This window comes from Novosphingobium sp. PY1 (assembly GCF_017312445.1).
In the GTDB taxonomy this organism is placed as follows: Bacteria; Pseudomonadota; Alphaproteobacteria; order Sphingomonadales; family Sphingomonadaceae; genus Novosphingobium.
Genome location: NZ_BLTI01000002.1, coordinates 23,651 through 49,517, shown reverse-complemented (window position 1 = coordinate 49,517; position 25,867 = coordinate 23,651). Strand labels below are relative to the sequence as shown.

The 25,867-nt window shown below is 63.7% G+C and carries 29 protein-coding genes and 2 tRNA genes; 5 read left to right on the top strand and 26 right to left on the bottom strand.

Annotation, left to right across the window (positions count from 1 at the left end; all coding sequences use genetic code 11):
- Nucleotides 1–5 precede the first annotated feature (5 nt).
- Nucleotides 6–737, bottom strand: coding sequence for a heme ABC transporter permease CcmC (gene ccmC / locus J3474_RS02765; protein ID WP_207093038.1), 732 nt, complete (start codon nt 735–737; stop codon nt 6–8).
- A gap of 106 nt (nt 738–843) precedes the next feature.
- A tRNA-His gene (locus tag J3474_RS02760) sits at nt 844–920 on the bottom strand.
- A 178-nt stretch (nt 921–1,098) separates the two neighbouring features.
- On the opposite strand from J3474_RS02760, the gene J3474_RS02755 reads away from it, so the two are divergent.
- A complete protein-coding gene (locus tag J3474_RS02755; protein WP_207093037.1) occupies nt 1,099–1,728 on the top strand; it encodes a 2OG-Fe(II) oxygenase in 630 nt (209 codons plus the stop codon).
- 40 nt (nt 1,729–1,768) lie between these two features.
- On the opposite strand, the gene J3474_RS02750 is transcribed toward J3474_RS02755, so the two are convergent.
- Nucleotides 1,769–2,314, bottom strand: a complete 546-nt coding sequence (locus J3474_RS02750) for a superoxide dismutase family protein (protein WP_207093036.1) — start codon at nt 2,312–2,314, stop codon at nt 1,769–1,771.
- A gap of 239 nt (nt 2,315–2,553) precedes the next feature.
- On the opposite strand from J3474_RS02750, the gene J3474_RS02745 reads away from it, so the two are divergent.
- Entirely contained in the window at nt 2,554–2,922 is a 369-nt protein-coding gene (locus tag J3474_RS02745; protein ID WP_158511851.1) for a PilZ domain-containing protein, read from the top strand.
- A gap of 101 nt (nt 2,923–3,023) precedes the next feature.
- Here the strand turns inward: J3474_RS02745 and rpmE are convergent, their stop codons facing one another.
- From rpmE to J3474_RS02665, 16 genes are all read right to left on the bottom strand, one after another.
- Nucleotides 3,024–3,251 (bottom strand): 50S ribosomal protein L31, encoded by a 228-nt coding sequence (rpmE, locus tag J3474_RS02740; protein ID WP_007013811.1) that lies wholly within the window; start codon nt 3,249–3,251, stop codon nt 3,024–3,026.
- 159 nt (nt 3,252–3,410) lie between these two features.
- Nucleotides 3,411–3,863 carry a 3-hydroxyacyl-ACP dehydratase FabZ gene (gene fabZ, locus J3474_RS02735; protein ID WP_007013810.1) on the bottom strand — a complete coding sequence of 151 codons (453 nt, stop codon included), beginning with the start codon at nt 3,861–3,863 and terminating at the stop codon, nt 3,411–3,413.
- 20 nt (nt 3,864–3,883) lie between these two features.
- Nucleotides 3,884–4,570, bottom strand: a complete 687-nt coding sequence (locus J3474_RS02730) for an OmpH family outer membrane protein (RefSeq protein ID WP_207093035.1) — start codon at nt 4,568–4,570, stop codon at nt 3,884–3,886.
- On the bottom strand, nt 4,570–7,185 hold the full coding sequence (bamA, locus tag J3474_RS02725) for an outer membrane protein assembly factor BamA (RefSeq protein ID WP_242528163.1): 2,616 nt from the start codon (nt 7,183–7,185) through the stop codon (nt 4,570–4,572). The genes J3474_RS02730 and bamA overlap by 1 nt, the downstream gene beginning before the upstream one ends.
- A gap of 186 nt (nt 7,186–7,371) precedes the next feature.
- Nucleotides 7,372–8,757, bottom strand: coding sequence for an RIP metalloprotease RseP (rseP, locus tag J3474_RS02720; RefSeq protein WP_007013807.1), 1,386 nt, complete (start codon nt 8,755–8,757; stop codon nt 7,372–7,374).
- Nucleotide 8,758: 1 nt separating this feature from the next.
- Nucleotides 8,759–9,910: a 1-deoxy-D-xylulose-5-phosphate reductoisomerase gene (locus J3474_RS02715; protein WP_013832690.1), complete on the bottom strand. Its 1,152-nt coding sequence runs from the start codon at nt 9,908–9,910 to the stop codon at nt 8,759–8,761.
- 2 nt (nt 9,911–9,912) lie between these two features.
- Nucleotides 9,913–10,680 (bottom strand): phosphatidate cytidylyltransferase, encoded by a 768-nt coding sequence (locus J3474_RS02710; protein ID WP_207093034.1) that lies wholly within the window; start codon nt 10,678–10,680, stop codon nt 9,913–9,915.
- A 76-nt stretch (nt 10,681–10,756) separates the two neighbouring features.
- Nucleotides 10,757–11,446, bottom strand: a complete 690-nt coding sequence (gene uppS / locus J3474_RS02705) for a polyprenyl diphosphate synthase (RefSeq protein ID WP_207093033.1) — start codon at nt 11,444–11,446, stop codon at nt 10,757–10,759.
- A gap of 34 nt (nt 11,447–11,480) precedes the next feature.
- On the bottom strand, nt 11,481–12,038 hold the full coding sequence (gene frr, locus J3474_RS02700; RefSeq protein ID WP_013832687.1) for a ribosome recycling factor: 558 nt from the start codon (nt 12,036–12,038) through the stop codon (nt 11,481–11,483).
- A gap of 5 nt (nt 12,039–12,043) precedes the next feature.
- A complete protein-coding gene (gene pyrH / locus J3474_RS02695; protein WP_207093032.1) occupies nt 12,044–12,766 on the bottom strand; it encodes a UMP kinase in 723 nt (240 codons plus the stop codon).
- A 192-nt stretch (nt 12,767–12,958) separates the two neighbouring features.
- The gene (locus tag J3474_RS02690) at nt 12,959–13,501 is read right to left on the bottom strand and encodes a carboxymuconolactone decarboxylase family protein (protein ID WP_013832685.1); all 543 of its coding nucleotides are present in this window, start codon (nt 13,499–13,501) and stop codon (nt 12,959–12,961) included.
- A gap of 212 nt (nt 13,502–13,713) precedes the next feature.
- Nucleotides 13,714–14,637 carry a translation elongation factor Ts gene (tsf, locus tag J3474_RS02685; RefSeq protein WP_007013801.1) on the bottom strand — a complete coding sequence of 308 codons (924 nt, stop codon included), beginning with the start codon at nt 14,635–14,637 and terminating at the stop codon, nt 13,714–13,716.
- 97 nt (nt 14,638–14,734) lie between these two features.
- Nucleotides 14,735–15,499: a 30S ribosomal protein S2 gene (gene rpsB, locus J3474_RS02680; protein WP_013832683.1), complete on the bottom strand. Its 765-nt coding sequence runs from the start codon at nt 15,497–15,499 to the stop codon at nt 14,735–14,737.
- 667 nt (nt 15,500–16,166) lie between these two features.
- The gene (gene pssA, locus J3474_RS02675) at nt 16,167–17,021 is read right to left on the bottom strand and encodes a CDP-diacylglycerol--serine O-phosphatidyltransferase (protein ID WP_207093031.1); all 855 of its coding nucleotides are present in this window, start codon (nt 17,019–17,021) and stop codon (nt 16,167–16,169) included.
- The gene (locus J3474_RS02670; RefSeq protein ID WP_013832681.1) at nt 17,018–17,767 is read right to left on the bottom strand and encodes a phosphatidylserine decarboxylase; all 750 of its coding nucleotides are present in this window, start codon (nt 17,765–17,767) and stop codon (nt 17,018–17,020) included. The genes pssA and J3474_RS02670 overlap by 4 nt, the downstream gene beginning before the upstream one ends.
- A 97-nt stretch (nt 17,768–17,864) precedes the next feature.
- A tRNA-Tyr gene (locus J3474_RS02665) sits at nt 17,865–17,950 on the bottom strand.
- Between the two features lie 220 nt (nt 17,951–18,170).
- On the opposite strand from J3474_RS02665, the gene rlmB reads away from it, so the two are divergent.
- Both rlmB and J3474_RS02655 read left to right on the top strand, forming a co-directional pair.
- On the top strand, nt 18,171–18,911 hold the full coding sequence (gene rlmB, locus J3474_RS02660; RefSeq protein ID WP_207093030.1) for a 23S rRNA (guanosine(2251)-2'-O)-methyltransferase RlmB: 741 nt from the start codon (nt 18,171–18,173) through the stop codon (nt 18,909–18,911).
- A 58-nt stretch (nt 18,912–18,969) separates the two neighbouring features.
- Nucleotides 18,970–19,800: a hypothetical protein gene (locus J3474_RS02655; protein ID WP_207093029.1), complete on the top strand. Its 831-nt coding sequence runs from the start codon at nt 18,970–18,972 to the stop codon at nt 19,798–19,800.
- Nucleotides 19,801–19,968: 168 nt separating this feature from the next.
- Here J3474_RS02655 and J3474_RS02650 read toward each other — a convergent pair whose 3' ends face one another.
- The 4 genes from J3474_RS02650 to J3474_RS02635 all read right to left on the bottom strand — a co-directional run bounded on the left by J3474_RS02650 (nt 19,969) and on the right by J3474_RS02635 (nt 22,733).
- Nucleotides 19,969–20,241: an HU family DNA-binding protein gene (locus tag J3474_RS02650; protein WP_007013794.1), complete on the bottom strand. Its 273-nt coding sequence runs from the start codon at nt 20,239–20,241 to the stop codon at nt 19,969–19,971.
- A gap of 410 nt (nt 20,242–20,651) precedes the next feature.
- Nucleotides 20,652–21,020: a 50S ribosomal protein L19 gene (rplS, locus tag J3474_RS02645; protein ID WP_007013793.1), complete on the bottom strand. Its 369-nt coding sequence runs from the start codon at nt 21,018–21,020 to the stop codon at nt 20,652–20,654.
- A complete protein-coding gene (gene trmD / locus J3474_RS02640; RefSeq protein ID WP_207093028.1) occupies nt 21,017–21,763 on the bottom strand; it encodes a tRNA (guanosine(37)-N1)-methyltransferase TrmD in 747 nt (248 codons plus the stop codon). The genes rplS and trmD overlap by 4 nt, the downstream gene beginning before the upstream one ends.
- A 55-nt stretch (nt 21,764–21,818) precedes the next feature.
- Nucleotides 21,819–22,733 (bottom strand): LysR substrate-binding domain-containing protein, encoded by a 915-nt coding sequence (locus J3474_RS02635; protein ID WP_207093027.1) that lies wholly within the window; start codon nt 22,731–22,733, stop codon nt 21,819–21,821.
- Nucleotides 22,734–22,846: 113 nt separating this feature from the next.
- Between J3474_RS02635 and J3474_RS02630 the strand changes: the two genes are divergently transcribed.
- Nucleotides 22,847–23,167: a hypothetical protein gene (locus J3474_RS02630; protein WP_242528162.1), complete on the top strand. Its 321-nt coding sequence runs from the start codon at nt 22,847–22,849 to the stop codon at nt 23,165–23,167.
- Between the two features lie 84 nt (nt 23,168–23,251).
- Here J3474_RS02630 and rimM read toward each other — a convergent pair whose 3' ends face one another.
- The 3 genes from rimM to ffh are packed head-to-tail and all read right to left on the bottom strand — an operon-like array spanning nt 23,252 to nt 25,713.
- Entirely contained in the window at nt 23,252–23,761 is a 510-nt protein-coding gene (gene rimM / locus J3474_RS02625; protein ID WP_207093025.1) for a ribosome maturation factor RimM, read from the bottom strand.
- Between the two features lie 19 nt (nt 23,762–23,780).
- A complete protein-coding gene (rpsP, locus tag J3474_RS02620) occupies nt 23,781–24,224 on the bottom strand; it encodes a 30S ribosomal protein S16 (protein WP_007013788.1) in 444 nt (147 codons plus the stop codon).
- A 31-nt stretch (nt 24,225–24,255) separates the two neighbouring features.
- Nucleotides 24,256–25,713, bottom strand: a complete 1,458-nt coding sequence (gene ffh, locus J3474_RS02615; RefSeq protein ID WP_007013787.1) for a signal recognition particle protein — start codon at nt 25,711–25,713, stop codon at nt 24,256–24,258.
- Between the last annotated feature and the right edge of the window lie 154 nt (nt 25,714–25,867).

The following is a 25,867-nucleotide window of genomic DNA, read 5'->3' as shown; positions in this document are numbered from 1 at the left end:
CTTTATCAGAATGCCGCTTCGCTCATCGCCTTGCGGCGCAAGCGGGCCTCTGCCTGCTGGTCGGCGAGTATGGCCCGCATCCGGGCCAGCACGACGCCTGCGAAAATCAATGTGAAGCCGAGGGTAGCGGCCAACAGCGGCCACAGGAAGGCCCCGTCCATCGCCGACTTGCCCATGGTGATGCTCGGCGGTTGGTGCTGGCTGTTCCACCAGATCACCGAGTAATGGATGATCGGAACGTTCACCGCACCGACCAGCCCGAAGATCGCCGGTGCCCGGGTATGCCCGCCGGCGCTGGCCTCGCTCGCCTGCGACAGCGCCATCCAGCCGAAATAGAGGAAAAGCAGCACCAGCATGCTGGTCAACCGGCCGTCCCAGACCCACCAGGTCCCCCAGGCCGGACGCCCCCACAGAGATCCGGTGATCAGGCAAACCGCGGTAAAGACCGCACCCGGCACCGCGCAGCCGCGCGCGGCGATCCCGGCGAGCGGATGACGCCAGACCAGTTCGCTAAAGCTGGCCGCGGCAATGCCCATCCAGCCTGCCATGCCCAGCCAGGCAGCGGGAACGTGAAGGAAGACGATGCGCACGGTCTCGCCCTGCAGGCGCTCCGGCGGGGCGCGAAACAGCCCCCAGTAAAGCGCGACCGTCGCGATAACGACTCCGACGCCCATGCAGAGCGGCATCAGCCAGCGGGCGATGCGCAGAAAGCGGGCAGGATTGGCAAAGCCGTGCATGACAGGCGCGTTCTATCGACAGACGCGCGCGGGGCAAGTGGACTTAGGGTCCACGCTGCAGATTTTCACCCGCATAGTGCCAAACCGCTCAGGCAAAGGAAGAAAATGGGGCGATCGATGGGGTTCGAACCCACGACCTCCGGTACCACAAACCGGCGCTCTAACCAACTGAGCTACGATCGCCACACCGGGACAGGAGCAATGGCGCCTGCCTCCGGAAAGCCGCCCGGAACGCTGCAAGCAGCGATCAGTGCGGGAGCGCGCCTTTGCACAAGGGAGGCCATCTTGCAAAGCAAAAATTCGGATCGATGCAAGACTCCTGCAATTTTCCCGCGACAATCGTGCCGCTAGTGTCCGCCCCATGACGGCTCCAGGCGAATCATCCGGCGCTGCCCTCTTACGTACGGGCATGCAACGCTTCCCTTCCTCGCGGCTCGAACTCTTCGTGAAGCGCGATTTCCTCGACACTGCGCAGTGCGATGCCCTGATCGCGCTGATCGAGGCCGAACACCGGCCCTCGACTGTCGCCAACTACAACGGCGACGACGTGTTTCGCACCAGCTCTACCTGCGATCTGTCCCCCGACGTTCCCGCCGTGGCAGCCCTCTCCCGAAAACTCTGCGATATTTCCGGCATCGACCCGGCCCATGCCGAACCCTTGCAGGGCCAACGCTACGAGGTCGGCCAGGAATTCAAGGCCCACACGGACTATTTCGAGCCCAACAACAGCGATTTCGAAAAGTACTGCAGCGTTTCCGGCCAGCGCACCTGGACCTTCATGATCTACCTGAACGACGTGGATGCCGGCGGCGCCACGCGCTTCAAGGTGATCAACAAGCTGATCCAGCCCGAACGCGGCAAGCTCGTCGCCTGGAACAACCGCCGCCCGGACGGCAGCCTCAATCCCGCCACCCTGCACCACGCAATGAAGGTGCGCCAGGGCCGCAAGTACGTCGTCACGCAGTGGTTTCGGGAACGGTCGTGGAGTTGAGCCGAGGGTGAACTAGTGCCCTCCCCCGGCCCAACATCGCTTATTTCGGCGCGCTGATCACCGCGCAGGCGATGCGTCCGCCCGCAGCGCCCGAGGGCTGGCTCTTGTAGTCGTCCGCACCGGCGTGAATCACCAGGGCCGAACCATCGGCATCCTCCAGAGACTTCGGTCCCGGCGCGAGCGTGACTCCGGTATTGAGGATCTGCGTTTCGAGCACGCCATCGGCACCCACGTGCTGGTTGGGCATATCGCCGCCGTGCGGACCGCCCTCGACCATCAGGCCATGCATGGCGCCCCCTGCGGCAAAGTGCCCGCCCGCAGTCGCGAACTTTTCCGCAGGCTGGCACACGCCCTTCTCATGGAAGTGGAAGCCATGCTCACCTTCGGGCAGCCCCTTGATGTCGGTCGAGACAAGAACGCCGGTCGGCGTGTCCTGGAGAGTCACCATCCCCAGCGCCTGACCATCGAGCCCGATCACGGTCGCATGGACTGGCGGCGCGGCCGCTTCGCCGTGATTGTCTGCCAGGACAGCATGAGCCGAGAGCGCGGCTGCGCAGACGGCTAGGGTTCGGACGGTACGGATCATCGGTAATCTCCCTTTGGGGCCGGAAACTCATGTTCAGACAGGACGCCGCGGACAGCACATTTCCTCAAGTCGAAACCGATCGGTCCGGTTCCTGCCGACACCATCGCGCAGCAACGCTACGCGACCTTCCATAGGCTAGGCTTATCGGCCTGAAAGGCAATTGCGGACAGTATCTTGGCACCCCGCAAGACGAATCGTCCTTCGACCACCCCCAGCAATGAGCCTCCATGGAGATGCCAATGCCCGGTCAACGTCTCACCCAGCCAAGTCCATCCCTTCAGGATGACCAGAACCCCAAAGCCTTCGATCCGTCCGAGCGGAGGCGCGAGGAACGGCGCCCCACCAGCTTCGAGGCCACGCTGGAGTTCTCCAACGGCGGGCGGGCCTCCGTCATGCTCGCCGACGTCTCACTTCACGGATGCTGTGTGCGCACCGAAGCGGAAAGGCTGCACCAGGGCGCGTTCGTGTCGATCGGCATGGGCGCCGAACCGAAGATACCGGCAATCGTGCGCTGGGTTCGCGGCAGCTCGGCAGGCATGGAGTTCCTTCTCCAGGTACCGGTTGAACATGCCGACTGGCATGACCTGATAGGCAACGGACCGAACTGAACCAGCCCGGCGAAACGGGCCGCCGCGTCAAGTCACGGCTGCAACAAAAAAGGCGGCCCTTGCGGACCGCCCCTTTCGCGTGTTCGCGATGGAACCCCGGCTCACTTCTTCTTGAGCGAGAGTCCGCCGAAACGCTTGTTGAACTGCGCGACGCGGCCGCCTTCGTTCACGCGCTGCGTACCACCGGTCCAGGCGGGGTGCGACGTCGGGTCAACTTCCAGAACCAGCGTGTCACCTTCCGAACCCCAGGTCGAGCGGGTCTGGAACTTGGTGCCGTCGGTCATCTGGACGGTGATCATGTGGTAGTCGGGGTGCGTATCGGCCTTCATTTCGAATCTCTTTCGCATATGGCCGGTTCCGACCGGCCTGCCTTGGAAAGCGGCGCGCTTACAGCGAAGCGGGCTGAAATGCAAGTGGGAGTGGGGCTTCCCGTCCGTGTACCCATCCTGCCGGCGGGAGAGCCGACCGGAAGGCCCCACCCCGAAAAATCAGCTGTCGGCGATCATTGCCGTGAAGTTCACTTCACAGGTGACCTTGTCGCCGATCGACGCCTTGCCCCAGAACTTGCATACGCGCGAACGCTTCTGGACGAAGCCGGCGCGCAGGTCGAGCAAGTTGCCGGGGGTTACGGGATTGCGGAACTTCGCGTCCTCGATCGCCATGAAGTAGACCAGCTTGCCGGTCCCGGCGAGGCCGAGGGACTCGATGGCAAGGATACCTGCCGCCTGCGCCAGCGCCTCTATCTGGAGAACGCCGGGCATGATGGGACGGCCCGGGAAATGCCCCTGGAAGAAATCCTCGTTGAAGCTGACGGCCTTGACCGCATGGATCTCCTCCTCGGTGAAGGAGACCACGCGGTCGACCAGCAGCATCGGGTAGCGGTGCGGAAGCGCCGCCAGGATCTTCGCGGTATCGTAGACCTGTTCGGTCGTCTCGCTCATGTCCTGCCCCCGATCAGCTCTTAGCGTCCGGTCGGCTGGGCAGCCGTGCTCGGCGCAGCCTGGCCCTGGGCGGCGGCCTGCTGCGCGCGCGCTTCACGGATCTGGCGCGGTTCCCAGCCCGACGGCGGGACCAGCTGCGCCGACGGGATCGAGGCGTTCAGCTCGTTCAGGATGTCCTGGTTGAGGTTGTAGGCGCTGCCGTTGACCGCAAGGATCGAGTCCGGCGAAAGCAGGATCGAAACCTTCTTCTTGGCCATCGCGGACTTCACCGCAGCGTCGAGCTTGTCCTCGATCTGCTCGTTCACATAGGCCTGCGACAGGCCGACCGGCGCGAGGATGCGCTGGATTTCCTGCTTGCCGCTTTCCTGGATCTGCTGGATCTGCGCGGCCTGCTGCTGCAGCGCAGTCTGGTTCGGGTTCGCTGCCTGACGGTCGGCGTTGAACTTGTCGATCATCGGCTTGAGCTGGGCATTGAGCGCTTCACTGCGCTGCTTGGCCTGATCGTACTGCGCCTTGTAGGTCGACTCGCGCTGCTGCTCGGCAGTCTTGTAGGCGTTCGAGTTGGCGATCACCGCATCGAAGTTCGCAATCGCGAGGCCCTGCACGATGGTGCCACCGTTCTTGTCCTGCGCAAGAGCGGGCTGAGCAGCGACGGTAGCCAGCGCCAGGCTCGAGGCCAGCGCGGCGGACTTGAGAAGAGTCTTCATCAGAATTGTGTTCCCACGTTGAAGGTGAATGCCTTGGTGTCGTCGCCCTTCTCCTTGAGAAGGACCTTCGAGAAATCGATCCGGAACGGACCGAAGGGCGAATTCCAGTTCACGCCGATACCGACGGCAACACGCGGCTTCCAGGTGTTGCCCAGGTACTCTTCGGTGAAGTAGCTGGTGCTGCCGGCAGGGTCGCCATTCGGCGTGGTCGTGGTGCCGGTAATGTTGTTGTCGGCGTCGCGCGTATAATAAAGCTGGTTGCCGTCGGAATCGCGCTGCTCGATGAAGCAGCCGTTGCTGCAATCGAGGGTGTCGGGCGTCTTGGTGCCCCATACGGCGCCGGCATCAACGAAGATGGACGGGCGCAGTCCCAGTTCGCGGGCACCGGAACCGAGCGGAATCTCCAGTTCACCGCGAGCCTTGTAGTAATACTTGCCGCCGAGTGCGTCGTCGGAATCGTTGGACATGGTCGTGTCCTCCGCGCCAACGACGCCGCTGTAGTACTGACGGATGACGCGCGGGCCGACGCCGCGGATGCCGAAGCCACGCATCTGCGGCTCGCCGAGGTAGAAACGGTCGGTCAGACGTACACTGTCGCCACCGTAGCCCTTGATCGCGCCGCCTTCGCCCTGCACGGAGAAGACGAAGCCTCCGCCGAGCGGCCAGTACTTGGCCGCGTTGGCACGCAGGCGAGCGTACTTCACGTCACCGCCCAGCCCGGCGATATCGAGGTTGATCGATGCGGTTTCGCCCCTGGTCGGACGCACGCGGTTGTCGAGCGTGTCGTAGATCAGCGACATGCCGACGATCGAACTCAGGCGCTTGCCGATGGCTTCGCACAAGTAGCGGCCGGCGCGCAACGGATCGCAACTATAGTCGCCGTTCGAGTCAATCGAATAGAACTGGCTCTTGCTCACCGAGATGTCGTCGTAGTTGAGCGTATAGCGGCCAACCGCCGTCAGGTACTCGGTGAGCGGCACACCGGCGCGGACCTGGAAGCCGGTAGTCGACTGCTGGTAATTCGTCTTGCGGCTGGAGTTGTAGTAGTTGAAGCTGTTGTAGTCGCGGCGATAGATGTCGACGCCCAGCGACACGTTCTTGTCGAACAGGTACGGCTCGACGAAGCTGGCCTCGACGCTCTTCGAATAGCGCGAATAGCTGCCTGAAAGGCCGACTGTCTGACCGCGGCCGCGGAAGTTGCGCTGGCGGATCGAGGCCTGGAAGATGAAGCTTTCAAGGCTCGAGAAGCCCGCCGAAAGCTGCAGTTCGCCCGTCGGCTTTTCCTCGACATTGGCTTCAAGGATAATGCGGTCGTCGGCGCTTCCGGGCTTCTGCTCGACCTCGAACTTCTCCTGGAAGTAGCCGAGCGACTTGATGCGGTTGGTCGAACGCTTGACCTGCAGCGAGTTGAACGCGTCGCCTTCGGCCAGACGGAACTCGCGGCGCACGACCTTGTCCTGGGTTAGTGTGTTGCCGTTGATGTCGATGCGCTCGACATAGACGCGCGGCGCTTCCTGGATGACGAAGGTCAGACCCATGGTGAGGTCGTCCTTGTTGCGGTCGTACTGCGGCCGCACGTCGGCGAAGGCGTAGCCGTAGGCACCGGCGGTGTCGTTCAGGCTCTCGATCGTGTCTTCGACGAGCTTGGCATTGTACCAGTCGCCCTGCTTCATCGGCAGGTTCTTGGTCAGGCGCTCGCCGTCGAAGTCACGCAGCTGGCTTTCGACCTTCACATCGCCGAACTTGTAGCGCTGGCCTTCCTCCACCACGTAAGTGATGATGAAGTCCTTCTTGTCCGGCGTCAGCTCGGCGACCGCGGAGACGACGCGGAAATCCGCGTAGCCCTCGGTCAGATAGAACTGGCGCAACTTCTGCTGGTCGAACGCCATGCGATCGGGATCGTAGCTGGTGCTCGAGCTGAAGATGCGGGTGAAGCGCGCCTGCTTGGTCACCATCTCGCCGCGCAGCTTGCCGTCGGAGAAGTGCTCGTTGCCGATGATGTTGATCTGGCGGACCTTGGACTTGTCGCCCTCGGTGATCTCGAAGACGATATCGACGCGGTTCTGGTCGAGCATGACCATCTTCGGCTCGACGGTCGCGGCGTAGCGGCCCTGGCGCTTGTAGAGTTCGATGATGCGGGCGACGTCGGCACGGATTTTCGAGCGGGTAAAGATCTGGCGCGGCGCGACCTTGATCTCGGGCAGGATCTTGTCGTCCTTGATGCGCTTGTTGCCCTCAAGGATGATGCGGTTGACGACCGGGTTTTCCTTCACCTGGATGGTGACGTTACCGTTGTCGTTGGAAATCTGGACGTCGGCGAAAAGCTCGGTCTCGTAGAGATCCTTGAGCGCAGCGTCGGCCGATGCCTTCGAGTAAGGCTGACCGACACGCAGCTTGATATAGGAGAGGACCGTCTGCGGCTCGAGACGCTCGGCACCGGTCACCTGGATCGACTGGATCGTCTGGACAGGCGCAGTCTGGCTCGACTGGGTCGAGGCCGCATCGCCGCCCGCATCCTGAGCGAAGGCAGGTGCAGGCAATCCGGCAAGGATCGTGCTGCCGAGAAGCACGGCTGCGATCTGCGAAGCACGGTGGGCGTCAGTGCCTCGAACCATTTCCAATCCCATCATTCTACGCAAAATCCTGTAATCGATATCGCGAGACTATCTGCCGTCGGCGACAAGACATGAACCCGACCGCTAACCTGTACGGCAGGCAGTCGCAGCCATCTGCCCGATGGATGGCTTGCGATCAAGCAGCCAAACCCGGCAAGATTGTGATCGCGAGTGAATTCCTCCTGGCTATCCCCCGAAAATCGGGAGCGAAGCCACATCATTGACCGTTACGAAGACCATCAGGGCCAGCACCAGTGCCACGCCCGTCCGTATCGCCCATTCCTGACTGCGCACACTCAGCGGCTTACGACGGACCGTCTCGGCCGCGTAGAAAGCCAGGTGCCCGCCGTCGAGGCCAGGGATTGGCAGGAGGTTGATGAATGCCAAGTTAATCGAAATCAGCGCCGCGAAACTGATGAAATCCTCCCAGCCGAGGGAGAACTGCTCGCCCGAATATTTGGCGATCTTGATCGGTCCGCCAAGCTCCTTCACCGAGCGTTCGCCGGTGAAGATCTGGCCGATGCCGGTTACCATCATCTTCATGATGCCAAAGGAATTCTCGAAGCCGAGCTGCACCGCCTCAGCCGCGCCGACCGGCTCGATCTCGCCGAACCCGGCCTTGATCCCGAGCTGACCGACAGTGACCTTGTTACCCTTCTCGTCGACCGCCTCACCCCTGCCCAGAGTGACCGGGAAGACACGGGTCTGTCCGTCGCGATTGACCACGACCGAGATCGTATCACCAGCGCGCGGCTGCACGAGTTCGGGAATCTGGGTGAAGCTGCGGATCTCATGATCGTCGATGGCGGTAATGCGGTCGCCTACCTTCAGGCCGCCCGCCTCCGCGGCAGAATCGCCGAAGAAGCCCCCAACCGTGGGCACCGCGAAGTCGATGCCCAGATCGCCGATGCGCGACTGGTTCCCGAAGCTATCGCTGACGGTCCGGTCGGCCAGCTTGACCGGTAGCGAGATATCGCGCCCGTCACGCCGGATGCCAAGCGTGACGGTCCGCCCCGGAAACGGGACGATATGCTCGGGCAGGTCGGAAATGGTGGCGACCTTGTCGCCATCGACGGCGACGATCTTGTCGCCGATTTCCACGCCGGCCGCCTGCGCCTGCGAATCCTGGGTGAACATCGCCACTTCCGCCGGCGATACGATCTTGCCGTGGGCGAAGTTGAACGCAGCGATGATCGCGACTGCGAACAGCAGGTTCGTGAGTGGCCCGGCCAGCACGATCAGCGCGCGCTGCCACAGGGGCTTCACATGGAATGTCTGGGCTCGCTCCTGCGGGGTCAGCCCATCCTCGGCGGCCGTTGGGGCGCTGGCGGCATTCATGTCGCCGGCAAACTGAACGTAACCGCCCAGCGGCAGCGCCGAGAGCTTCCAGCGGGTTCCACGCCTGTCGGTCCAGCCGGCGATCTCCTTGCCGAAGCCAATCGAGAACGCGTCGGCCTTCACACCGAACAGCCGGCCGACGAGGTAGTGTCCCAGCTCATGGATCAGCACAAGCGGGCCAAGCACGAGCAGAAACGCGAAAATCGTCGTCAGCAGGTTGGGTGAACCGGTCAAGTCAGGCAGCCTCCATCAATATCCGCGCCCTTGCCCGCGCTTCCCCGTCGACAGCCAGCACTTCGGCAAGGCCGGTCGGCGCGGGCGGCGCGAAGGACCCGAGTACGTCTTCCACATGTGCGGCAATGCGGGTGAACCCAATCTGACCGTTCAGGAACGCGGCAACGGCGACTTCGTTCGCGGCGTTGAGAACGGCGGGAATGCCGCCCCCTGCCTGCGCCGCCTCACGCGCAAGGCGCGTGGCCGGGAAGCGCTCTTCGTCCGGCTTGCGGAAGGTCAGTTCGCCGATCTCGGCAAGATCGAGCGGCGCACAAGGCGTGTCCATTCGCTCCGGCCAGGCCAGGGCCGATGCGATCGGCACGCGCATGTCCGACGGGCCAAGCTGGGCCAGCGTCGATCCGTCGCGATACTCGACCATGGAATGCACGATCGATTGCGGGTGGACGATGATGCGCAGCCGGTCGAGCCCGACCGGAAAGAGGTAGTGCGCCTCGATCAGTTCAAGGCCCTTGTTGAACATCGTGGCGGAATCGACGCTGATCTTGGCGCCCATGTCCCAGTTGGGATGCTTGATCGCCTCGGCCGGAGTGGCGCGAGACAGACGCTCCCACGACCAGTCGCGGAACGGGCCGCCACTGGCAGTCAGCGTGATCCAGCGCACATGCTCGGCCGCATTGCCCTGCAGGCACTGGAAGATGGCGTTGTGCTCTGAATCGATCGGCAGGAGCGTCGCGCCATGCCTGGCCACCGCCGCGGTCATGATCTCACCCGCCGAAACGAGCGCTTCCTTGTTGGCAAGCGCGATGACACCGCCCCGCTCTATCGCGGCCATGGTCGGGGCCAGACCCGCACAGCCGACGATGGCGGCCACGGTAAAGTCCGCGCCGCGCCCCGCCGCTTCTGCCAGCGCAGACGCGCCGCCAGCCGCCTCGATCCCGCTGCCGGACAGCGCATCGCGAAGTTCCGGCAATTTCGCTTCGTCCGCGACGACCGCGATGCTGGCGGAAAACTCCCGCGCGAGCTTCGCCAGTTCGGCGACATTGCCGTTGGCGGTCAGGGCCTCGATGCGCCAGGCATCCCGATTGCGCCGGAGCAGGTCCAGCGTCGAGGCGCCAATCGAACCGGTGGCGCCGAGAACGGAAATGCTGCGCATCATCACGAGCCCGGTTGAAACAGGATCATGAGGCCTAGCACGAAAAGCACTGCCAGCAAGCCATCAACGCGATCGAAGAATCCACCATGTCCGGGAATGAGACTGCCCGAATCCTTCACCCCGGCGCGCCGCTTCAGCCAGCTTTCGAAGAAATCCCCACCCTGCGCGCAGATCGCGAAGAGAATCCCGGTCATCAGGCAGGTGGCGAAAAGCGGGACCACGCGGGCTCCGAGATACCAGCACGGCTGCATGCCGAAGCAGGACACTTCCTCGACCGACCGGCCCGCCTGGGTCAGGGAAATCGCGCCGGAGCGCCAGAGCATCGCTGCGCCGAACAGGACCAGAGTCGCAGCCGCTATCGCACCGAACAGTCCGGCCCATGTCTTCGAGGGGCTGATCGCCGGCGCGATCTTCGGTCCTCCGAAAGTCCGTCCAGCAAAGTAGGCGCCGACATCGACCGCAATGACCCCGCAGACGACCGTCAGCAATGGCGCGAGCGTGAAGGCCGGATTGCGCAGGAACAGCAGCATGGCCGCGCAGGTGCCGACATAGAACATGCCGGCAAAATTCCAGAATCCACGCTCAGCCGGATTCGGCGTGCCGGCCCGGGTCAGCTTCACCCACTCCCACAGCACGCCCACAGCGATCGCGCAGACGAAAGCGGTCCAGACCGCACCGCCCAGCCATATCGCGAAACCTGTAACGGCGAGCATCACGACTGCGGAAATCGTCCGCACCCGCAGATCGGATTTCTTTGGAGCATCGCTCACGTCAGCATCCCCTGCCCTGCATCGTCACACAGGGTCCCTTTTCGTGTTTCGTGCCGAGCCGCGCAGACCGATCCGTTCAGCGTCCGCCATAGCGACGCTCACGGGTGGTGAAAGCCTCGAGGGCGTCGCGCAAGTGCTCGGCCGTAAAGTCCGGCCACAGCACGTCGGTGAACATCATTTCGGCGTAGGCCGCCTGCCAGAGCAGGAAGTTCGACAGCCTCACTTCTCCGGAAGTCCGGATCAGCAGGTCGAGCGGCGGCAGGTCAGCCGTATCCAGTTCGGCGGCGATGGTCTCGGGCGTGATCGGTCCCTTGGCCGCAGCCCTGGTTGCCGCGCGGGCGATCTCGTCCTGCGAACCGTAGTTGAGAGCGACGGCCAGCGTCGTGCCGGCATTGCCGGCAGTACGAGCGATCGCCTTCTCCACCAGTTCGACAACATCGGGCTTGAAGGCCTTGTAATCGCCAATGATCTTGAGGCGCACCCCGGCCTCGGCGAATTCGTCGAGATCGGAAAGGATGAACCGTTTCATCAGGCTCATCAGGTCCGAGACCTCTTCCTCGGGGCGGCGCCAGTTCTCGGTCGAGAAGGCATAGAGGGTGAGCGCTTCGAGACCCATCTCACGGGCGCCGCGCACGACCTTGCGCACGGCCTCGACACCGCGCTGGTGCCCCAGCGCGCGCGGCATCAGGCGCTTCTTCGCCCAGCGCCCGTTGCCATCCATGATGATGGCAACATGGCGCGCCCTTGCGGGTTCGGCCTTGCTCATCCCATACGCCTCGATCCGGACCGAACGCGTATCCTCACTTGTTGAGGATTTCCTTTTCCTTGTGCGCCAGCGCGTCGTCGACGGCCTTGATCTGCTCGTCGGTCAGCTTCTGGACTTCGGCCTCGGAGCGCTTGCGCTCGTCTTCCGAGATTTCCTTCTTGTTCTCGTCGGTCTTGAGGTTTTCCATGCCGTCGCGGCGCACGTTGCGGATCGCCACGCGGGCCTTTTCGGCATACTGCCCGGCCAGCTTGGCGAGTTCCTTGCGGCGCTCCTCGGTCAAATCGGGGATCGGCAGACGCAGCGTATTGCCGTCGTTGATCGGGTTGAGGCCGAGGCCCGCCGAACGGATCGCCTTTTCTACCGGGCCGATATTCGACTTGTCCCAGACCTGCACCGAAAGCAGGCGCGGTTCGGGCGCCGAGATCGTCGCGACCTGGACGATCGGCATCATGGCTCCATAGACTTCGACAGTGATCGGCTCGAGAAGCGCGGTGTTGGCGCGGCCGGTGCGCAGACCGGAGAGGTCGTGCTTGAACGATTCCACAGCGCCGTGCATGCGGCGTTCGAGATCGGCCTTGTCGTACTTGGCCATGGCTATCAGGCTCCTTTCTGGACGATCGTCTGCGTGCCCTCACCCGCGAGAACCCGGGCGAGGTTGCCCTTCTCTCGGATCGAGAACACAACGATCGGAATCGAATTGTCGCGGCACAAGGCAACGGCGCTGGCGTCCATCACCTTGAGATTGTCGGCGAGGACAGTGTCGTAATCCACTGTCTGGTAACGCTTTGCGCCAGGATTGGTCTTGGGATCGCTGTCATAGACACCGTCGACGCTGGTACCCTTGAGCAGCGCGTCGCAGCCCATTTCGGCCGCGCGCAGGGCGGCGCCGGAATCGGTGGTGAAGTATGGTGCGCCGACACCGGCCGCGAAGATCACCACGCGACCCTTTTCGAGATGGCGTTCGGCCCGGCGGCGGATCACCGGCTCACATACCTGATCCATCTGCACAGCCGACTGCACCCGCGTCTCGACGCCGAGCTGCTCGAGCGCGTTCTGCATCGCCAGCGCGTTCATGACGGTCGCCAGCATGCCCATGTAATCGGCCTGGGCACGGTCCATGCCCTTGGCCGCACCGGCCATGCCGCGGAAAATATTGCCCCCGCCGATCACCAGGCAGATTTCCAGCCCGGTTTCCTTGGCCGCCTTCACTTCCTTGGCCAGTTCCGCCACGAATTCCGAGTCGATGCCGAACTGCTGCTCCCCCATAAGAACCTCGCCCGACAGCTTCAGCAGGACGCGTTTATAGGAGGGATTGCTCATTGGCCGATTTTCTCACGCAGGGGGATGAACGGCCATCGCATTAGGGGGCGGCGCGCGGATTGCCAAGGGGCGAGCTTGCGCAAATGCACCTCGCCGCGACCGATGCAGCCAACGTTTCGACCGTTCGCCGTGAACGCCGCGCAAGAAGGGACGCAGCGCCCACGCGCCGCGCCCCCGTCCCGACGTGCCGGATCAGGCCGCCGCGCTCTCCAGCGGGCCGCCCACCGAGCATGCGGTATCGACGCCCAGCACGTGTGCCACGCGCCCCAGCGCCATCCACGCCGCCGTGCTGTATGTCAGGTCGACGATCTCCTCATCGCTGAGCGCACCTTTGAGCTTGGTCCAGAACGCCTCGTCGCCGGATAGCCCGCGCGGATCCGTGCCCATGCGCTGCGAGTATTGCACGGCAAGGCGCTCGCGCTCGCTGAGCGATGAAAGATCGCCATTGAGAACCGCCTGATACATCGCCTCGTCGGGCGCATCGTCCTGATCGATGACGCCATGTTCGATGCCGAGCAGGCGCAAGTCACGCTGCGAACGCCAGTTCATGCACACGATGCAGCCATTGATCACGGCCGTCGCGATGCGACACGCCTCGAACATGCGCAAAGGAAGCTTCGAATAGCGGTATGGTGCCATCGAGAATTCACCGCCTGCCTTGGTGATCTCCCGGCAATATTGCGCTGAAATATCCGGGATCGCATTGCCCGGCTGGGGTGCCAGTTCGACTCGCATAGGTCGCTCTCTCCTCTCGGCCGACCCTCATCCGGGTCGGTCTCCGACCGAAAGCCCTGATGACTCCGGCGTGGCAACAAGGCTACGCGGTCAGGGCAAAAAGTCAAACATGTCTGTTTTACGTAGCGGCGATGCGGGCCGCAACAAGAACGGGCCGGGAAGCCCAAGCTTCCCGGCCCGTTCTGATAATTCCCGAAGGAAGCTGGCTGAAATCAGCCCGCAACCGCCGCGGCGACTTCGGCTGCGAAGTCCGACTCTTCCTTCTCGATCCCTTCGCCGAGCTGGAAGCGCACGAAGTCCTTGAGGACGATCTTCGTGCCGGCTTCCTTGCCAGCCTGGTCGACGACCTGCTGGACCGGGGTCTTGTTGTCCATGACGAAAACCTGGCTGAGCAGCGCGTTTTCCTTGGCGTACTTGGCGATCGCGCCTTCGACCATCTTTTCCTGGACGTTCTCGGGCTTGCCCGATTCGGCCGCCTTTTCCTTCGCGATCTTGCGCTCACGCTCGATCAGCTCGGCGTCGAGATCGTCGGCGTTGAGGGCCAGCGGGAAGGCAGCGGCGATGTGCATCGCAATCTGCTTGCCCAGGCCTTCGAGAACCTCAGCCGAAGCGTCCGACTCGAGAGCGACGAGGACGCCGATCTTGCCGAGGTTCGGAGCGGCCGCGTTGTGCATGTAGGGAACGATGAGGCCCTGCGAGACTTCAACGGTCTTCATGCGGCGAACCTGCTGGTTCTCACCGATCGTGGCGACGTTGTTGGTCAGCGCGTCGGCGACAGTACCGCCGTTCGGGTAGCCAGCAGCCTTGAGCGCTTCGACGTCGTCACCGGCAACGCCCAGGGCGACTTCGGTGGTCTTGCGCACGAAGTCCTGGAACTGCTCGTTCTTGGCGACGAAGTCGGTTTCCGAGTTGACCTCGACCGCAACGCCCTTGGTGCCGGTCACGGCAACGCCGACCAGACCTTCGGCAGCGGTGCGGCTCGACTTCTTGGCAGCGGCGGCAAGACCCTTGGCGCGCAGCGCGTCGACGGCGGCTTCGATGTCGCCGTTCGATTCGTCGAGAGCCTTCTTGCAGTCCATCATGCCGGCGCCGGTGCGCTCGCGCAGATTCTTCACGTCAGCGGCGGTGTAGGCCATCGCTTTTATCCTTCTTCAGTAATTGACAGGCGCGCCGGGCCCGATGGACCCGGCGCGCGACATTTCAATGACGAAAATGCCGATTGCGTCGGGCCGATCAGGCCCCCGCGGTTTCCGCAGCGGCTTCGGCGACCGGCTCTTCCATCGCGCCAATGTCGGCACCCGAGTCGACAACCGCGTTCTGGCCACCCTTGGTGGCAGCCTGGGCGATCGCTTCGCAGTAGAGGCGAACGGCGCGGCTGGCGTCGTCGTTGCCCGGGATCGGGAACGCAATGCCTTCGGGGCTGACGTTGGTGTCGAGCACGGCGACAACCGGAATGCCGAGGGTGTTGGCTTCCTTGATCGCCAGGTCTTCCTTGTTGGCGTCGATCACGAACATGACGTCCGGAATGCCGCCCATGTCGCGGATACCGCCGAGCGAAAGCTCAAGCTTGTCACGCTCACGGGTCAGCTGAAGGACTTCCTTCTTGGTCAGACCGGCCGTGTCGCCGGCAAGCTGCTCTTCAAGAGCCTTGAAGCGCTTGATCGACTGCGAAATGGTCTTCCAGTTGGTGAGCATGCCGCCCAGCCAGCGATGGTTGACGAAGTGCTGACCGCAGGCGCGGGCGGCCTGGGCGATCGGCTCCTGGGCCTGGCGCTTGGTGCCGACGAAGAGCACCTTGCCGCCGGCCTGCACGGTGGCCGAGACGAAGTCGAGCGCGCGGGCCATGAGCGGCACGGTCTGCGACAGGTCGATGATGTGGATGCCGTTGCGGGCGCCGAAGATGTACGGCTTCATCCGCGGATTCCAGCGGTGAGTCTGGTGGCCGAAGTGAGCGCCGGCCTCGATGAGCTGCTGCATGGTGACGACAGGAGCCGCCATAAGTAAATTCCTTTCCGGTTGCACCTCTGGAAGGCTGGAACCGTGCGGCCGGGCAAGAAGCCCCTCGATCCGCTGCGGCACCGGTATGTGCGCCTTCCATGTGGATTTGCCCTCCGCGATCTGCCGGGAATCGACAGGCACCGCTCAGGCGGGGCCGCCCATAGCCCTCTCCACTCGAGAAATCCAGCGCGAAATTGCGCCGGAACCGCTGCGCCTCGGCCAACTCGCCTCGGGAACGGAGCCATGTCTCGGGGACAATCCCATGTCCGCTGTCCTAGTTCCCGCTCGCAAGGGCAACCCGAAATGCCCATGCTCAAGCCGCCCAATCGCCCTGCATGCAGAAACAGGCTTGACTTGGATGGAACAAAATAAGAACAAGGGCCGCAAGGAACATTGGTAGAACAGATTCGTTATTTCCACAAGCTGTCCACAACCCTGTCCCTCACGGGATCGGGCGCTGGCCCTGAAAGGAAGATGGTCATGACTGCATTTGCCGCTTCGCTCTTCACCCTTGGCGCAATCGTGTCGCTCTGGGTTATCGCCGCAAGCTGGATGCGCCACGGCCGCAAGGCACTCGCGCTCCGGGCCCAGCTTCAGGCTTGCCCAGGTACGCTGACTGTCACGTGGAAGATGATCGAGCGGGTGCCGGTTCCGGCCCTTGCCGCGCTCAGGACGGATCGGAAGGGACGTCCGGCCCATCGCCAGGCCCAGCGGTCGGCACTGGTGTGGCCTGGCCTGGAGCACGCCGCCTGACCTTGGCGTAGGACGCGATTCCCAAGGGGATCAGGGCAAGATAGCCCAGCGTGATCACCGCCAGAGTATACCAGGGCTCGGTCAACAGCGCCGCCACGGTCAGGCCGACCACCGCGATGAGGCCAATGCGCAAGTCGCGCGGGGGCTGCATCTTCGACCAACTCAGGGTGGGCACGCTCGAAATCATCAGGAAGGCGATCAGTACCATCCAGATGCTGACGGCAACGTCATTGGCGAATTCGGGAATGCCGGTCGCGATCCACAGATAAATCGGCAGGAAGGCAAGGCCTGCGCCCAGCGGTGCGGGAACGCCGGTCAGGAAGCCCGCCTGCTTGTGCGGCTGGTCGAGCATGTCGAGGCGCGCATTGAAGCGCGCGAGGCGCAGCACGCAGCAGATTGCAAAGGCAAGCGATGCGATCCAGCCCAGGCTGGGCAGCTGGTGGAGCGTCCACAGATAAACGATCAACGCGGGGGCGACGCCGAACGAAATCGAATCGGCCAGGCTGTCGAGCTCGGCCCCGAAGCGAGTCTGGGCGCGCAGCAGCCGGGCTGCGCGGCCATCGATACCGTCGAGCAGGCCGGCGAGTATTACGGCCTGCACCGACTTCTCGAAATCCCCGGCGATCGCAAAGCGAATCCCCGTCAGGCCGGAACACAGTGCTGCCGCAGTGATGGCATTGGGCACGATCGCCCGCATCGAGAGCCCGCGCGCAAGCCGGCGGCGCGGCGAAAGCCGATCCTCGGCAAGCGGATCGGGCTCATCGATCACTGCGCGACGCCCTCGATCACGCGGGCTTCGGACACTTCGGCAAGGACGGTTTCACCGGCAACGATGCGCTGCCCCATGAGAACCTTCGGCTCGGTGCCGGCGGGAAGATAAACGTCGACGCGGCTGCCGAAGCGAATCAGTCCGACGCGCTGGCCTGCGGCGAGAATGTCGCCCGGCTTGACGAAAGGAACGATCCGGCGCGCGACCAGACCGGCAATCTGCGTGAAGCAGATGCGCAGGCCATCGCCGCGTTCGATGAGGATGTGCTGGCGCTCGTTCTCTTCGCTCGCCTTGTCGAGATCCGCATTCACAAACTTGCCGGGGATATAGATCACCCGCCGAACGGTGCCGCCGATCGGCGCGCGATTGATGTGGACGTCGAACACGCTCATGAAAATGGAAACGCGCGTAACCGGCTGCGTATCCATCGGCTTGGCACCGCTACCGTCTTCCATGGTCAGCTCACGCGGCGGCGCGACCTTCTGGATCAGCGTCACGAGGCCATCGGCCGGCGCAACGATCGCACGCTCGTCCTGCGGCGTCACACGCACCGGATCGCGGAAGAAGGCCAGTACGCACAATGTGAGCACGGCAAGCGGCCAACCGACCCACGGGCCCAGCAGCAACCAGCCTACAACCGCGATCACCCCGGCGATGCCGCCGAACTTGCGACCTTCGGGATGGATGGAGGGCCAGCGCCACGAAGCTTCGCCGCGACCTTGGTTATCGAGAATATCTCCGGGCATGGCTCTCTTCTAGAAGTGCTCGTCGGATACCGCAATGCCAAGGAATACCGTAGCTTCCCTGGAGGGGTATTGCCGATGTCGGTGATGGGGAAGCTGGTGGTGGACAGGGCTGGATTCGAACCAACGTACGCTTGCGCGGGCAGATTTACAGTCTGCTGCCTTTAACCACTCGGCCACCTGTCCACACCAGTTCTGGCTTGCGGGAAAACCCGCTTTGGTGAGGCTCCAGGAAGGAGCCCGTTGCCGAGGAGCCGCGCCTTTGCCGAAGCGAGCCTTGCCTGTCAATGGGGTGACTGGCAGGAGCGAAAATAGTTTTTTGTTGAAAGGACATTTCATGAGTAAGCGCGGCGATCATCAGGGCGGTGGAAAACCAGCCCGGGCCCTACGTGGAAGGGCCGGCCGCATGAAAAACGGGCGCGGTAGCGGACGTGCTTCCTCGGGCATGGTTCGCCTGTGGGGAAGACATGCCGTTGAAGCCGCTCTCAAGAATCCCGACCGCCATCACCGCAAACTGTGGGCCACTCGAGAGGGCGTTGATTCGCTCGACGGCGAATTACCCACCGATTTCTCGGTCGAATGGGCACAGCCCGCCGACCTTGCCCGGCTCGTCGCCCGCGACGCGCCGCACCAGGGCCTCGTTCTCGAATGCGAGCCGCTGGATGATGTCTTTCTCGCCGACGTGCTCGACGGCGACCCGGCACGGCCCGTTCTCGTGCTGGACCAGGTTACCGATCCTCATAACGTCGGCGCGATCATGCGCTCGGCCCTCGCCTTCAATGCCTGCGCCATCGTCACGCAGGACCGTCACGCTCCGCCCGAATCGGGCACCCTGGCCAAATCGGCTTCCGGCGCGCTCGAAACGCTGCCCTGGGTACGCGTGGTGAACCTGGCCCGCGCGCTCGAGGAAATCGCCGAAGCCGGATACTGGCGGCTCGGCCTGGATGGTGAAGCGGAGGCCACGCTGGCCGAAGCCCTCCCCGCCGGTCCTGTCGCGCTCGTGCTCGGCGCTGAAGGCGACGGAATGCGCCACAACATCGTCCAGCACTGCGACGCCGTCGCCAAGCTGCCGATCAGCAGCGAGATGGAAAGCCTTAACGTCAGCAATGCCGCTGCCATCGCGCTTTACGCGGTGGCGACGCGCTGACTTGAGAAAATCAGCCACAGCTCTGAAACCAGGGGGAACAGAGATGCGACACTTTGCAATGTCCAAAATACACGGCCGCAGAGCGCTAACCGCGCTGGCGACCGGGGCCCTCACCCTGCTGCTGGCCGCGTGCATCTTCGCGCCCGGCAAGTTCACCTCGCAGCTCGACGTGCGCAAGGATCGCAGCTTTGCGTTTCGCTACACCGGCGAGATCCTGATGGTGCCGCTGATGGAGGCGTCGAAGAAGCAGAACTTCGAGCCGGAGACCTGCTACGAAGAAGACAGCTTCGACAAGCGCAAGTGCACCGACGACGAGATCGCGCAGCAGAAGCAGGAATGGGAAAAATCGCGCGAGGAAAGCAAGCAGAAGGACGCGCAGGCCGCGCAGATGCTGCTGGGCGGCATCGATCCGAGTAACCCGGAATCCGGCAAGGCGATTGCAGAGAAACTGCGCCGGCAGGCCGGCTGGAACAAGGTCGAGTATATCGGCAAGGGCAAATTCGATGTCGACTTCGCCATCGAGGCCCGTCTCGACCATGACTTCACCTTCCCGACCTTCGAAGGCATGCCAATGACCAATGCCTTCGTGCAGCTATCGCTGCGCCAGGACGGCACAGTGCGAGTCGACGCCCCCGGGTTCGGTCCGGCCAACAGCCCGGGCGCGATGGCGGGCATGATGTCGGGCATGGCCAAGGGTGCGGCGGGAGGAGATGACGGACCGGCCACGCTGGCGGATGGAACCTTCACTATCCGTACCGATGCGCAGATCCTTGCCAACAACACCGATGAAGGCCCCAAGGCCGCTGCAGGAAGCACGCAGACGCTGGCCTGGCAGGTCAACCCGCGAACGCCTGCAGCCCCCACGGCCCTGCTCAAGCTGGCGCCCTGAACGCGAAAGGATCCGGTAACGCCGTGCGCTACCGGACCCTGTCTGAACCTGGCTTTGGACACTGCGCGATCGCGGCGTCGAAGAACCAATAAGAAACGCCGCGCTGACCCTGGGGTCGGCGCGGCGTAATCTTTTCAACCTGTGAGGCGAACAGGCTGGCCGTCTGGATTAGTTGACGGCGTCCTTGAGGCCCTTGCCAGCCTTGAACTTCGGCTGAGCCGAAGCCTTGATTTCCATGGGCTCGCCGGTGCGCGGGTTGCGGCCGGTCGAGGCCTTGCGCTTGGCAACCGAGAAGGTGCCGAAACCAACCAGGCGGACCTCGTCACCCTTCTTCAGCGCGCCGGTGATGGCGTCGAAAACGCCTTCGACGGCCTTGGTCGCATCGCTGCGGGTCAGACCGCTGGTGTCGGCAACTGCGCTGATGAGATCGTTCTTGTTCATTATGGGTACCCCCTAACCTTTCAGTGGAACCGGATGTGATGGGATAGTTGAATCGCCTCTTGAATGGCCCGGGAATTGAGCGGGTTTTCTCTGCCGTGTCAAAGACAAAACAGGCGAAAAACCCGCACTTAATCGCGTTTTTCCGCCATTCTTGTGACGAATTGCGATTGTGCAGCGCAGCATCGGTGTTCTGGAGACATTCCGAATCGCTGCCCCTGTGCAAACCTGCCGAGGTCAAAACCGAAAGATCGCAACCGCGTCATTCGGCGTAACCCCGATTCGGGTGTTAACATCCTGTAATCTGGAGGCCTTGCCATGGACCAGGAGGATTGCAGGAGCGCGCAAAAAAGGCGGTCCGAACCGAACCGCCTCTCAAGCTGCCTGCCGCAAGACAGGCAATGTGCCGATGCTTACGCGTCGGCGCGAACGTCGCGGCGCTCGGCGATGCGGGCGCGCTTACCGGTACGACCACGCAGGTAGTACAGCTTGGCACGACGCACGACGCCGCGGCGAACCACGGTGATCGAATCGATGTTCGGCGAGTACAGCGGGAAAACGCGTTCCACGCCTTCACCGAAGCTGATCTTGCGGACGGTGAAGTTCGAACCCATGCCACGGTTCGAACGCGCGATGCACACGCCTTCGAAGTTCTGGACGCGGGTACGGGTACCTTCGACGACCTTCACACCGACGCGGACGGTGTCGCCCGGACGGAACTCAGGGATATCCTTGCCGGCCTTGGCAATTTCCTCGGCCTCGATCTGCTGAATCAGGTTCATGAACCCAAATCCTCATCTTTGTGCCGCGCGCCAGAGGCAGACTGGTCCCGAGCGCCCCTATGACGCTCCCAAAGGTCCGGTCTGCGTAACCGTGTGTCTTCCTCCGCCTTTTGTTTCCGCCAGGCGGCGATCTTCGCATGATCCCCCGATCGCAGCACTTCAGGGATCGTGCGCCCTTCCCACTCGGTGGGTCGGGTATAGTGCGGATACTCGAGAAGACCGTCCTCAAACGATTCCTCGGCCCCGCTGGAAGCCGCGCCCATTACGCCGGGAAGCAGGCGAATGCAAGCGTCCAGCAGCATCAGGGCCGCAGGTTCTCCGCCAGACAGGACGATATCGCCGACCGACACCTGCTCCACGTTGCGTCCCTCGAAGATTCGCTCGTCAAAGCCCTCGAAACGGCCGCACACGATGGTCACGCCCGGACCGGCCGCAAGCTCGCGCACCCGGGCCTGCGAAATCGGGCGGCCGCGCGGCGTCATCGCGATCACCGGGGCCTCGGGGCTGAGGCTGCGCGCATGGTCGATGGCGGCGGCCAGAACGTCGGCCTTGAGAACCATGCCCGCGCCACCGCCGGCAGGCGTATCGTCGACCGTGCGGTGCTTGTCCCTGGCGAAGTCGCGGATCTGCACCGTCTCGATCGACCACTTGCCTTCGGCCAGGCCGCGCCCGGCAAGCGAAATGCCGAGGGGGCCCGGAAACATGTCAGGATAAAGTGTGAGGACGGTGGCCGCGAATGTCATGGCCGCGGCAAAGCCCAAATCGGCAGCGCGGGCAAGAGGCCCGGACGCGAAAATGTCACAAGGGCTTGAAGATCCGGTCAGGCAAGACGCCGCGATAGGCTTCGAGTTCCTCCAGCAGCCATTCGCGCAGGCGCTCGATCTTGCGTACCCCGACGCGGTTGACCGGATGGACCAGCCAGTGTGCGCTTCCCGGCATATAGAGTGTCTCGAAGGGCTGGATCAGCCGCCCGCTCTCCAGCTCTGCCTGCCAGAACAGCGGGGACATCAGAGCCACGCCGTAACTTTCCTGGACGATGCTCGCTTCCTGGGACTGGTTGTCCATGACGATGCCGCGGCGCGGCGCGAGCTTCGCTTCCACCCCGGCAGCAGCGAACCACCCGGCCCACCCGGCATCGTTCGGCGCGAGCCGCTCCGCGCGCAGGAGATCCTCAGGCCTGGCGATCGCATTCGCCTCAAGGAATTCGCGCGTGCAGATCGGCGTGAAGTGCTGCCGGAACAGGAACGTGCTGCGCAGCCCCTCCCAGACGCCGGAACCGGCGCGTATCGCCACGTCGAAGGACGAATTGCCCAGATCGATCGTCTCGTTCGCCAGCGACAGGCGCACCGCCAGGTCCGGAAAACGCATCTGGAAGCGGCCGATGCGCCCGCTCAACCAGACGCTGCCGAGCGAGATCGCGGCATTGATCGCAAGGACCTCGTGATCCTCCTCCCTCAGCGCCGCGAAGGCGTCCGCCATGCCGGCAAAGGCTGCCGTGACGGCCGGGAGCAAACGGTGCCCCGCCTCGGACAGGCGCACCCTGCCCTTCTCGCGCACGAAAAGAGAGCGGCCAAGACGATCCTCCAACTGGCGCACCTGATAGCTGACCGCAGCCTGCGTCATCCCGAGTTCCACTGCCGCGCGCGAGAAATTCTCGAGGCGACCTGCGGCTTCGAAGGCGCGCACGGCACTGAGTGGAGGAAGCGGTTCCATGCCGCAATCATAAGCCAGCCTTATACCCTTCGCCAGTGCTTTTGTTGGCTTGGCAGCGCTCCGGGGAGCATCAGGATCGGGTCAGAACACCCCTCCAGGCAAGGAGCAGAACCATGCAGGACGATCACTTCATCAGGGATTGGAACGCCAGCCGCATCAGCTTCACCGGCGAGCGCACGCCGGCACTGTCGCGGCTGGTACGCCGCTTTCATCGCCGCCCTCAAGCCAAGGATGCAATAGGCAAGGCTTATGGAGCCCGCAAGGAAACGGCGCTTGCCCGCAAGGCCCGCCTGACCGGCATCGCCCTAATCGGGGGCATGTCGGCCGGAACCAGCCTCGCCGTGCTTCTGCTTGGGCTTGCCGCGATGACTTATCCAGTGGCCGGTCATGCCGTCAGCGCTGCGCAGGCCAGTTGCGCAGGCACCCTGGCCTGAAACGGCGCACTGGGGCGCGCCAGGGCGTTGGTCAGTTCGGGAAAAACGAAGAAGGCCGCGCACGGTGCGCGGCCTTCCCCCTGTTCATTCTTCCGCAAAAGCGGCGGCGATCACCAGCTTCTCGTGATCCCATTCGGGCACGGCTGCCTCGTTCATCGGCACCATGAAGCGGCGGCGCTTGCCATCCTCGCCCGGTGGTCGCTCGATCTCGACGACGTCGCCGGCTCCGAAGTTCTCCACCGCGACACAGGTACCCAGCGCTTCACCCGTATCGGAAACCGCGGCCAGACCGATGAGATCCGCGAAATAGTACTCGCCATCCTCCAGCTCAGGCATCGCCGAGCGAGGCACGGTAAGTGCGGTACCGCGCAACTTCTCGGCGGCGTTGCGGTCAGCCACTTCCTCGAAGCGGGCGATGGCGCCGCCCTTTCCGTCATCGCGCAGCTTCTTGAGCGTAAGGGTCGAAGCGTTGAAGGCGCGGTAGCGCTTGAGCGCCGCCACGCCTTCACCGAACAGCTTGAGGCGGACTTCGCCCGTCACGCCGTGGGCGCCGGAAACGGCAGCCAGCGTGACGGTGCGGTCGTTATCAGCCACAGGTCGGTCCTATGCGGACTCAGCCCTCGGTCTGTTCCTCGGTCGCTTCGGCAGCGGGAGCTTCCTCGGCAGCCGGTGCTTCCTCGGCGGGTGCTTCTGCAGCAGCCTTGGCAGCCTCTTCGGCCTCACGCAGCTTCTCGGCCTTCTCTTCGGCGCGATCCTTGGCCTTCTGGCCCGGCTCACCCTTCTGCGGGTTGCTGGTCGCGGCGCGTTCCTTGATGCCGGCCTTGTCGAGCATACGGGCAACGCGGTCGGTCGGCTGGGCGCCAACGCCAAGCCAGTAGCGCACGCGGTCTTCGTTCAGGCGAACGCGGTTCTCGTCGTCCTTGGCGAGCAGCGGGTTGTAGGTGCCAACCTGCTCGAGATACTTGCCGTCGCGCGGAGCGCGCGAGTTGGACACGACGACCTTGTAGTACGGGCGCTTCTTGGCACCACCGCGCGAAAGACGGATAGCTACGGACATTCTTCTACCTTTCTGTCAAATTCTGTAAAAATTACTTCTTCAAAAACTTGCTGAGATCGGGCTGACCGGCTCCGCCGAGCCCGGGCAACCCGCCCGCGCCGGGGCCGAGGCCCTTACCGCCGAGACCCGGCATGGCGCCGTCGAGGCCGCCCTTGCCGAACATCGCGGCAAGCCCCTTGAGGCCGCCCATCTTCTTGATCTGCTTCATGGCCTTGGACATCTCCATGTGCATTTTCAGCAGCTTGTTGACGTCCTGGACCTGGGTACCCGAACCATTGGCGACGCGGATCTTGCGCTTGGCGTTGAGCAGCGCGGGATTCGCCCGCTCCTTGGGCGTCATCGAACCGATGATCGCGTCCATGCGCAGCAGGACCTTGTCGTCCATGCCCGACTGCTGCATCGCCGCCTTGGCCTTCTTCATGCCCGGCATCATCCCGGCCAGCATGCCAAGACCGCCCATGTTCTGCATCTGGCGCAGCTGGGTGCGCAGGTCGTTCATGTCGAACTTGCCCTGCTCCATGCGCTTGGCCAGCGCTTCGGCTTCCTCGACCTTGACCGATTCGGCGGCCTTCTCGACGAGGCTGACGACATCGCCCATGCCAAGGATGCGGTTGGCAACGCGGCTCGGGTGGAACACCTCGATCGCATCGGCCTTTTCACCGGTACCGGCGAACTTGATCGGCTTGCCGGTAACCGCGCGCATCGAGAGCGCGGCACCACCGCGGGCATCGCCGTCCATGCGGGTCAGCACGACGCCGGTCAGATCCACTTCGCCCGCGAAGCTCTGCGCGACGTTGACAGCGTCCTGGCCGGTCAGCGAGTCGACGACGAGCAAGGTCTCGCGCGGGTTCGAGATGGCGGCAACCGCCTTCATCTCGTCCATCAGCTGCTGGTCGACGTGGAGACGGCCGGCGGTGTCGAGCAGAAGGACGTCGATCGCCTGCAGCTTCGCCGACTGCATCGCGCGGGTGGCGATCTCGGTGGGCTGCTGTCCGGCGATGATCGGCAGGGTGGCAACGCCGACCTGCTCGCCCAGAACCTTGAGCTGTTCCTGGGCAGCCGGACGGTTGACGTCGAGCGAGGCCATCATCGCCTTCTTGCCGTGCTTCTCCTTGAGCAGCTTGGCGATCTTGGCAGTGCTGGTGGTCTTGCCCGAGCCCTGGAGGCCGACCATCATGATGACGACCGGCGGAGAAGCGTTGAGGTCGAGCTCCGGCGTCGTATCGCCGCCGAGCATTTCCACAAGGGCGTCGTTGACGATCTTGACGACCTGCTGGCCCGGCGTGACCGAGCGCAGGACCGACTGGCCTACCGCCTTTTCAGTGACCTGATCGACGAAACGGCGAACGACCGGGAGGGCGACGTCGGCCTCGAGCAGCGCGATGCGCACTTCGCGCATGGCATCGCGAACGTCCTGCTCCTTGAGCGCGCCGCGTCCGCGCAGCTTGTCGAACACGCCGCCGAGACGATCGGAAAGGCTGTCGAACATGGCCAAACTCCACTTTTGGCAAGCCATCGGCCTGCCAGAACGCCGAAAACGCCGGCAGGCGAAACCTCGCTGACCGGCGTGCCGTGACAATTACGCGAAAAACGCCGGCGGACGAAACCTCGTCGGCCAGCGTATCGCTATCACGCGAAACTCA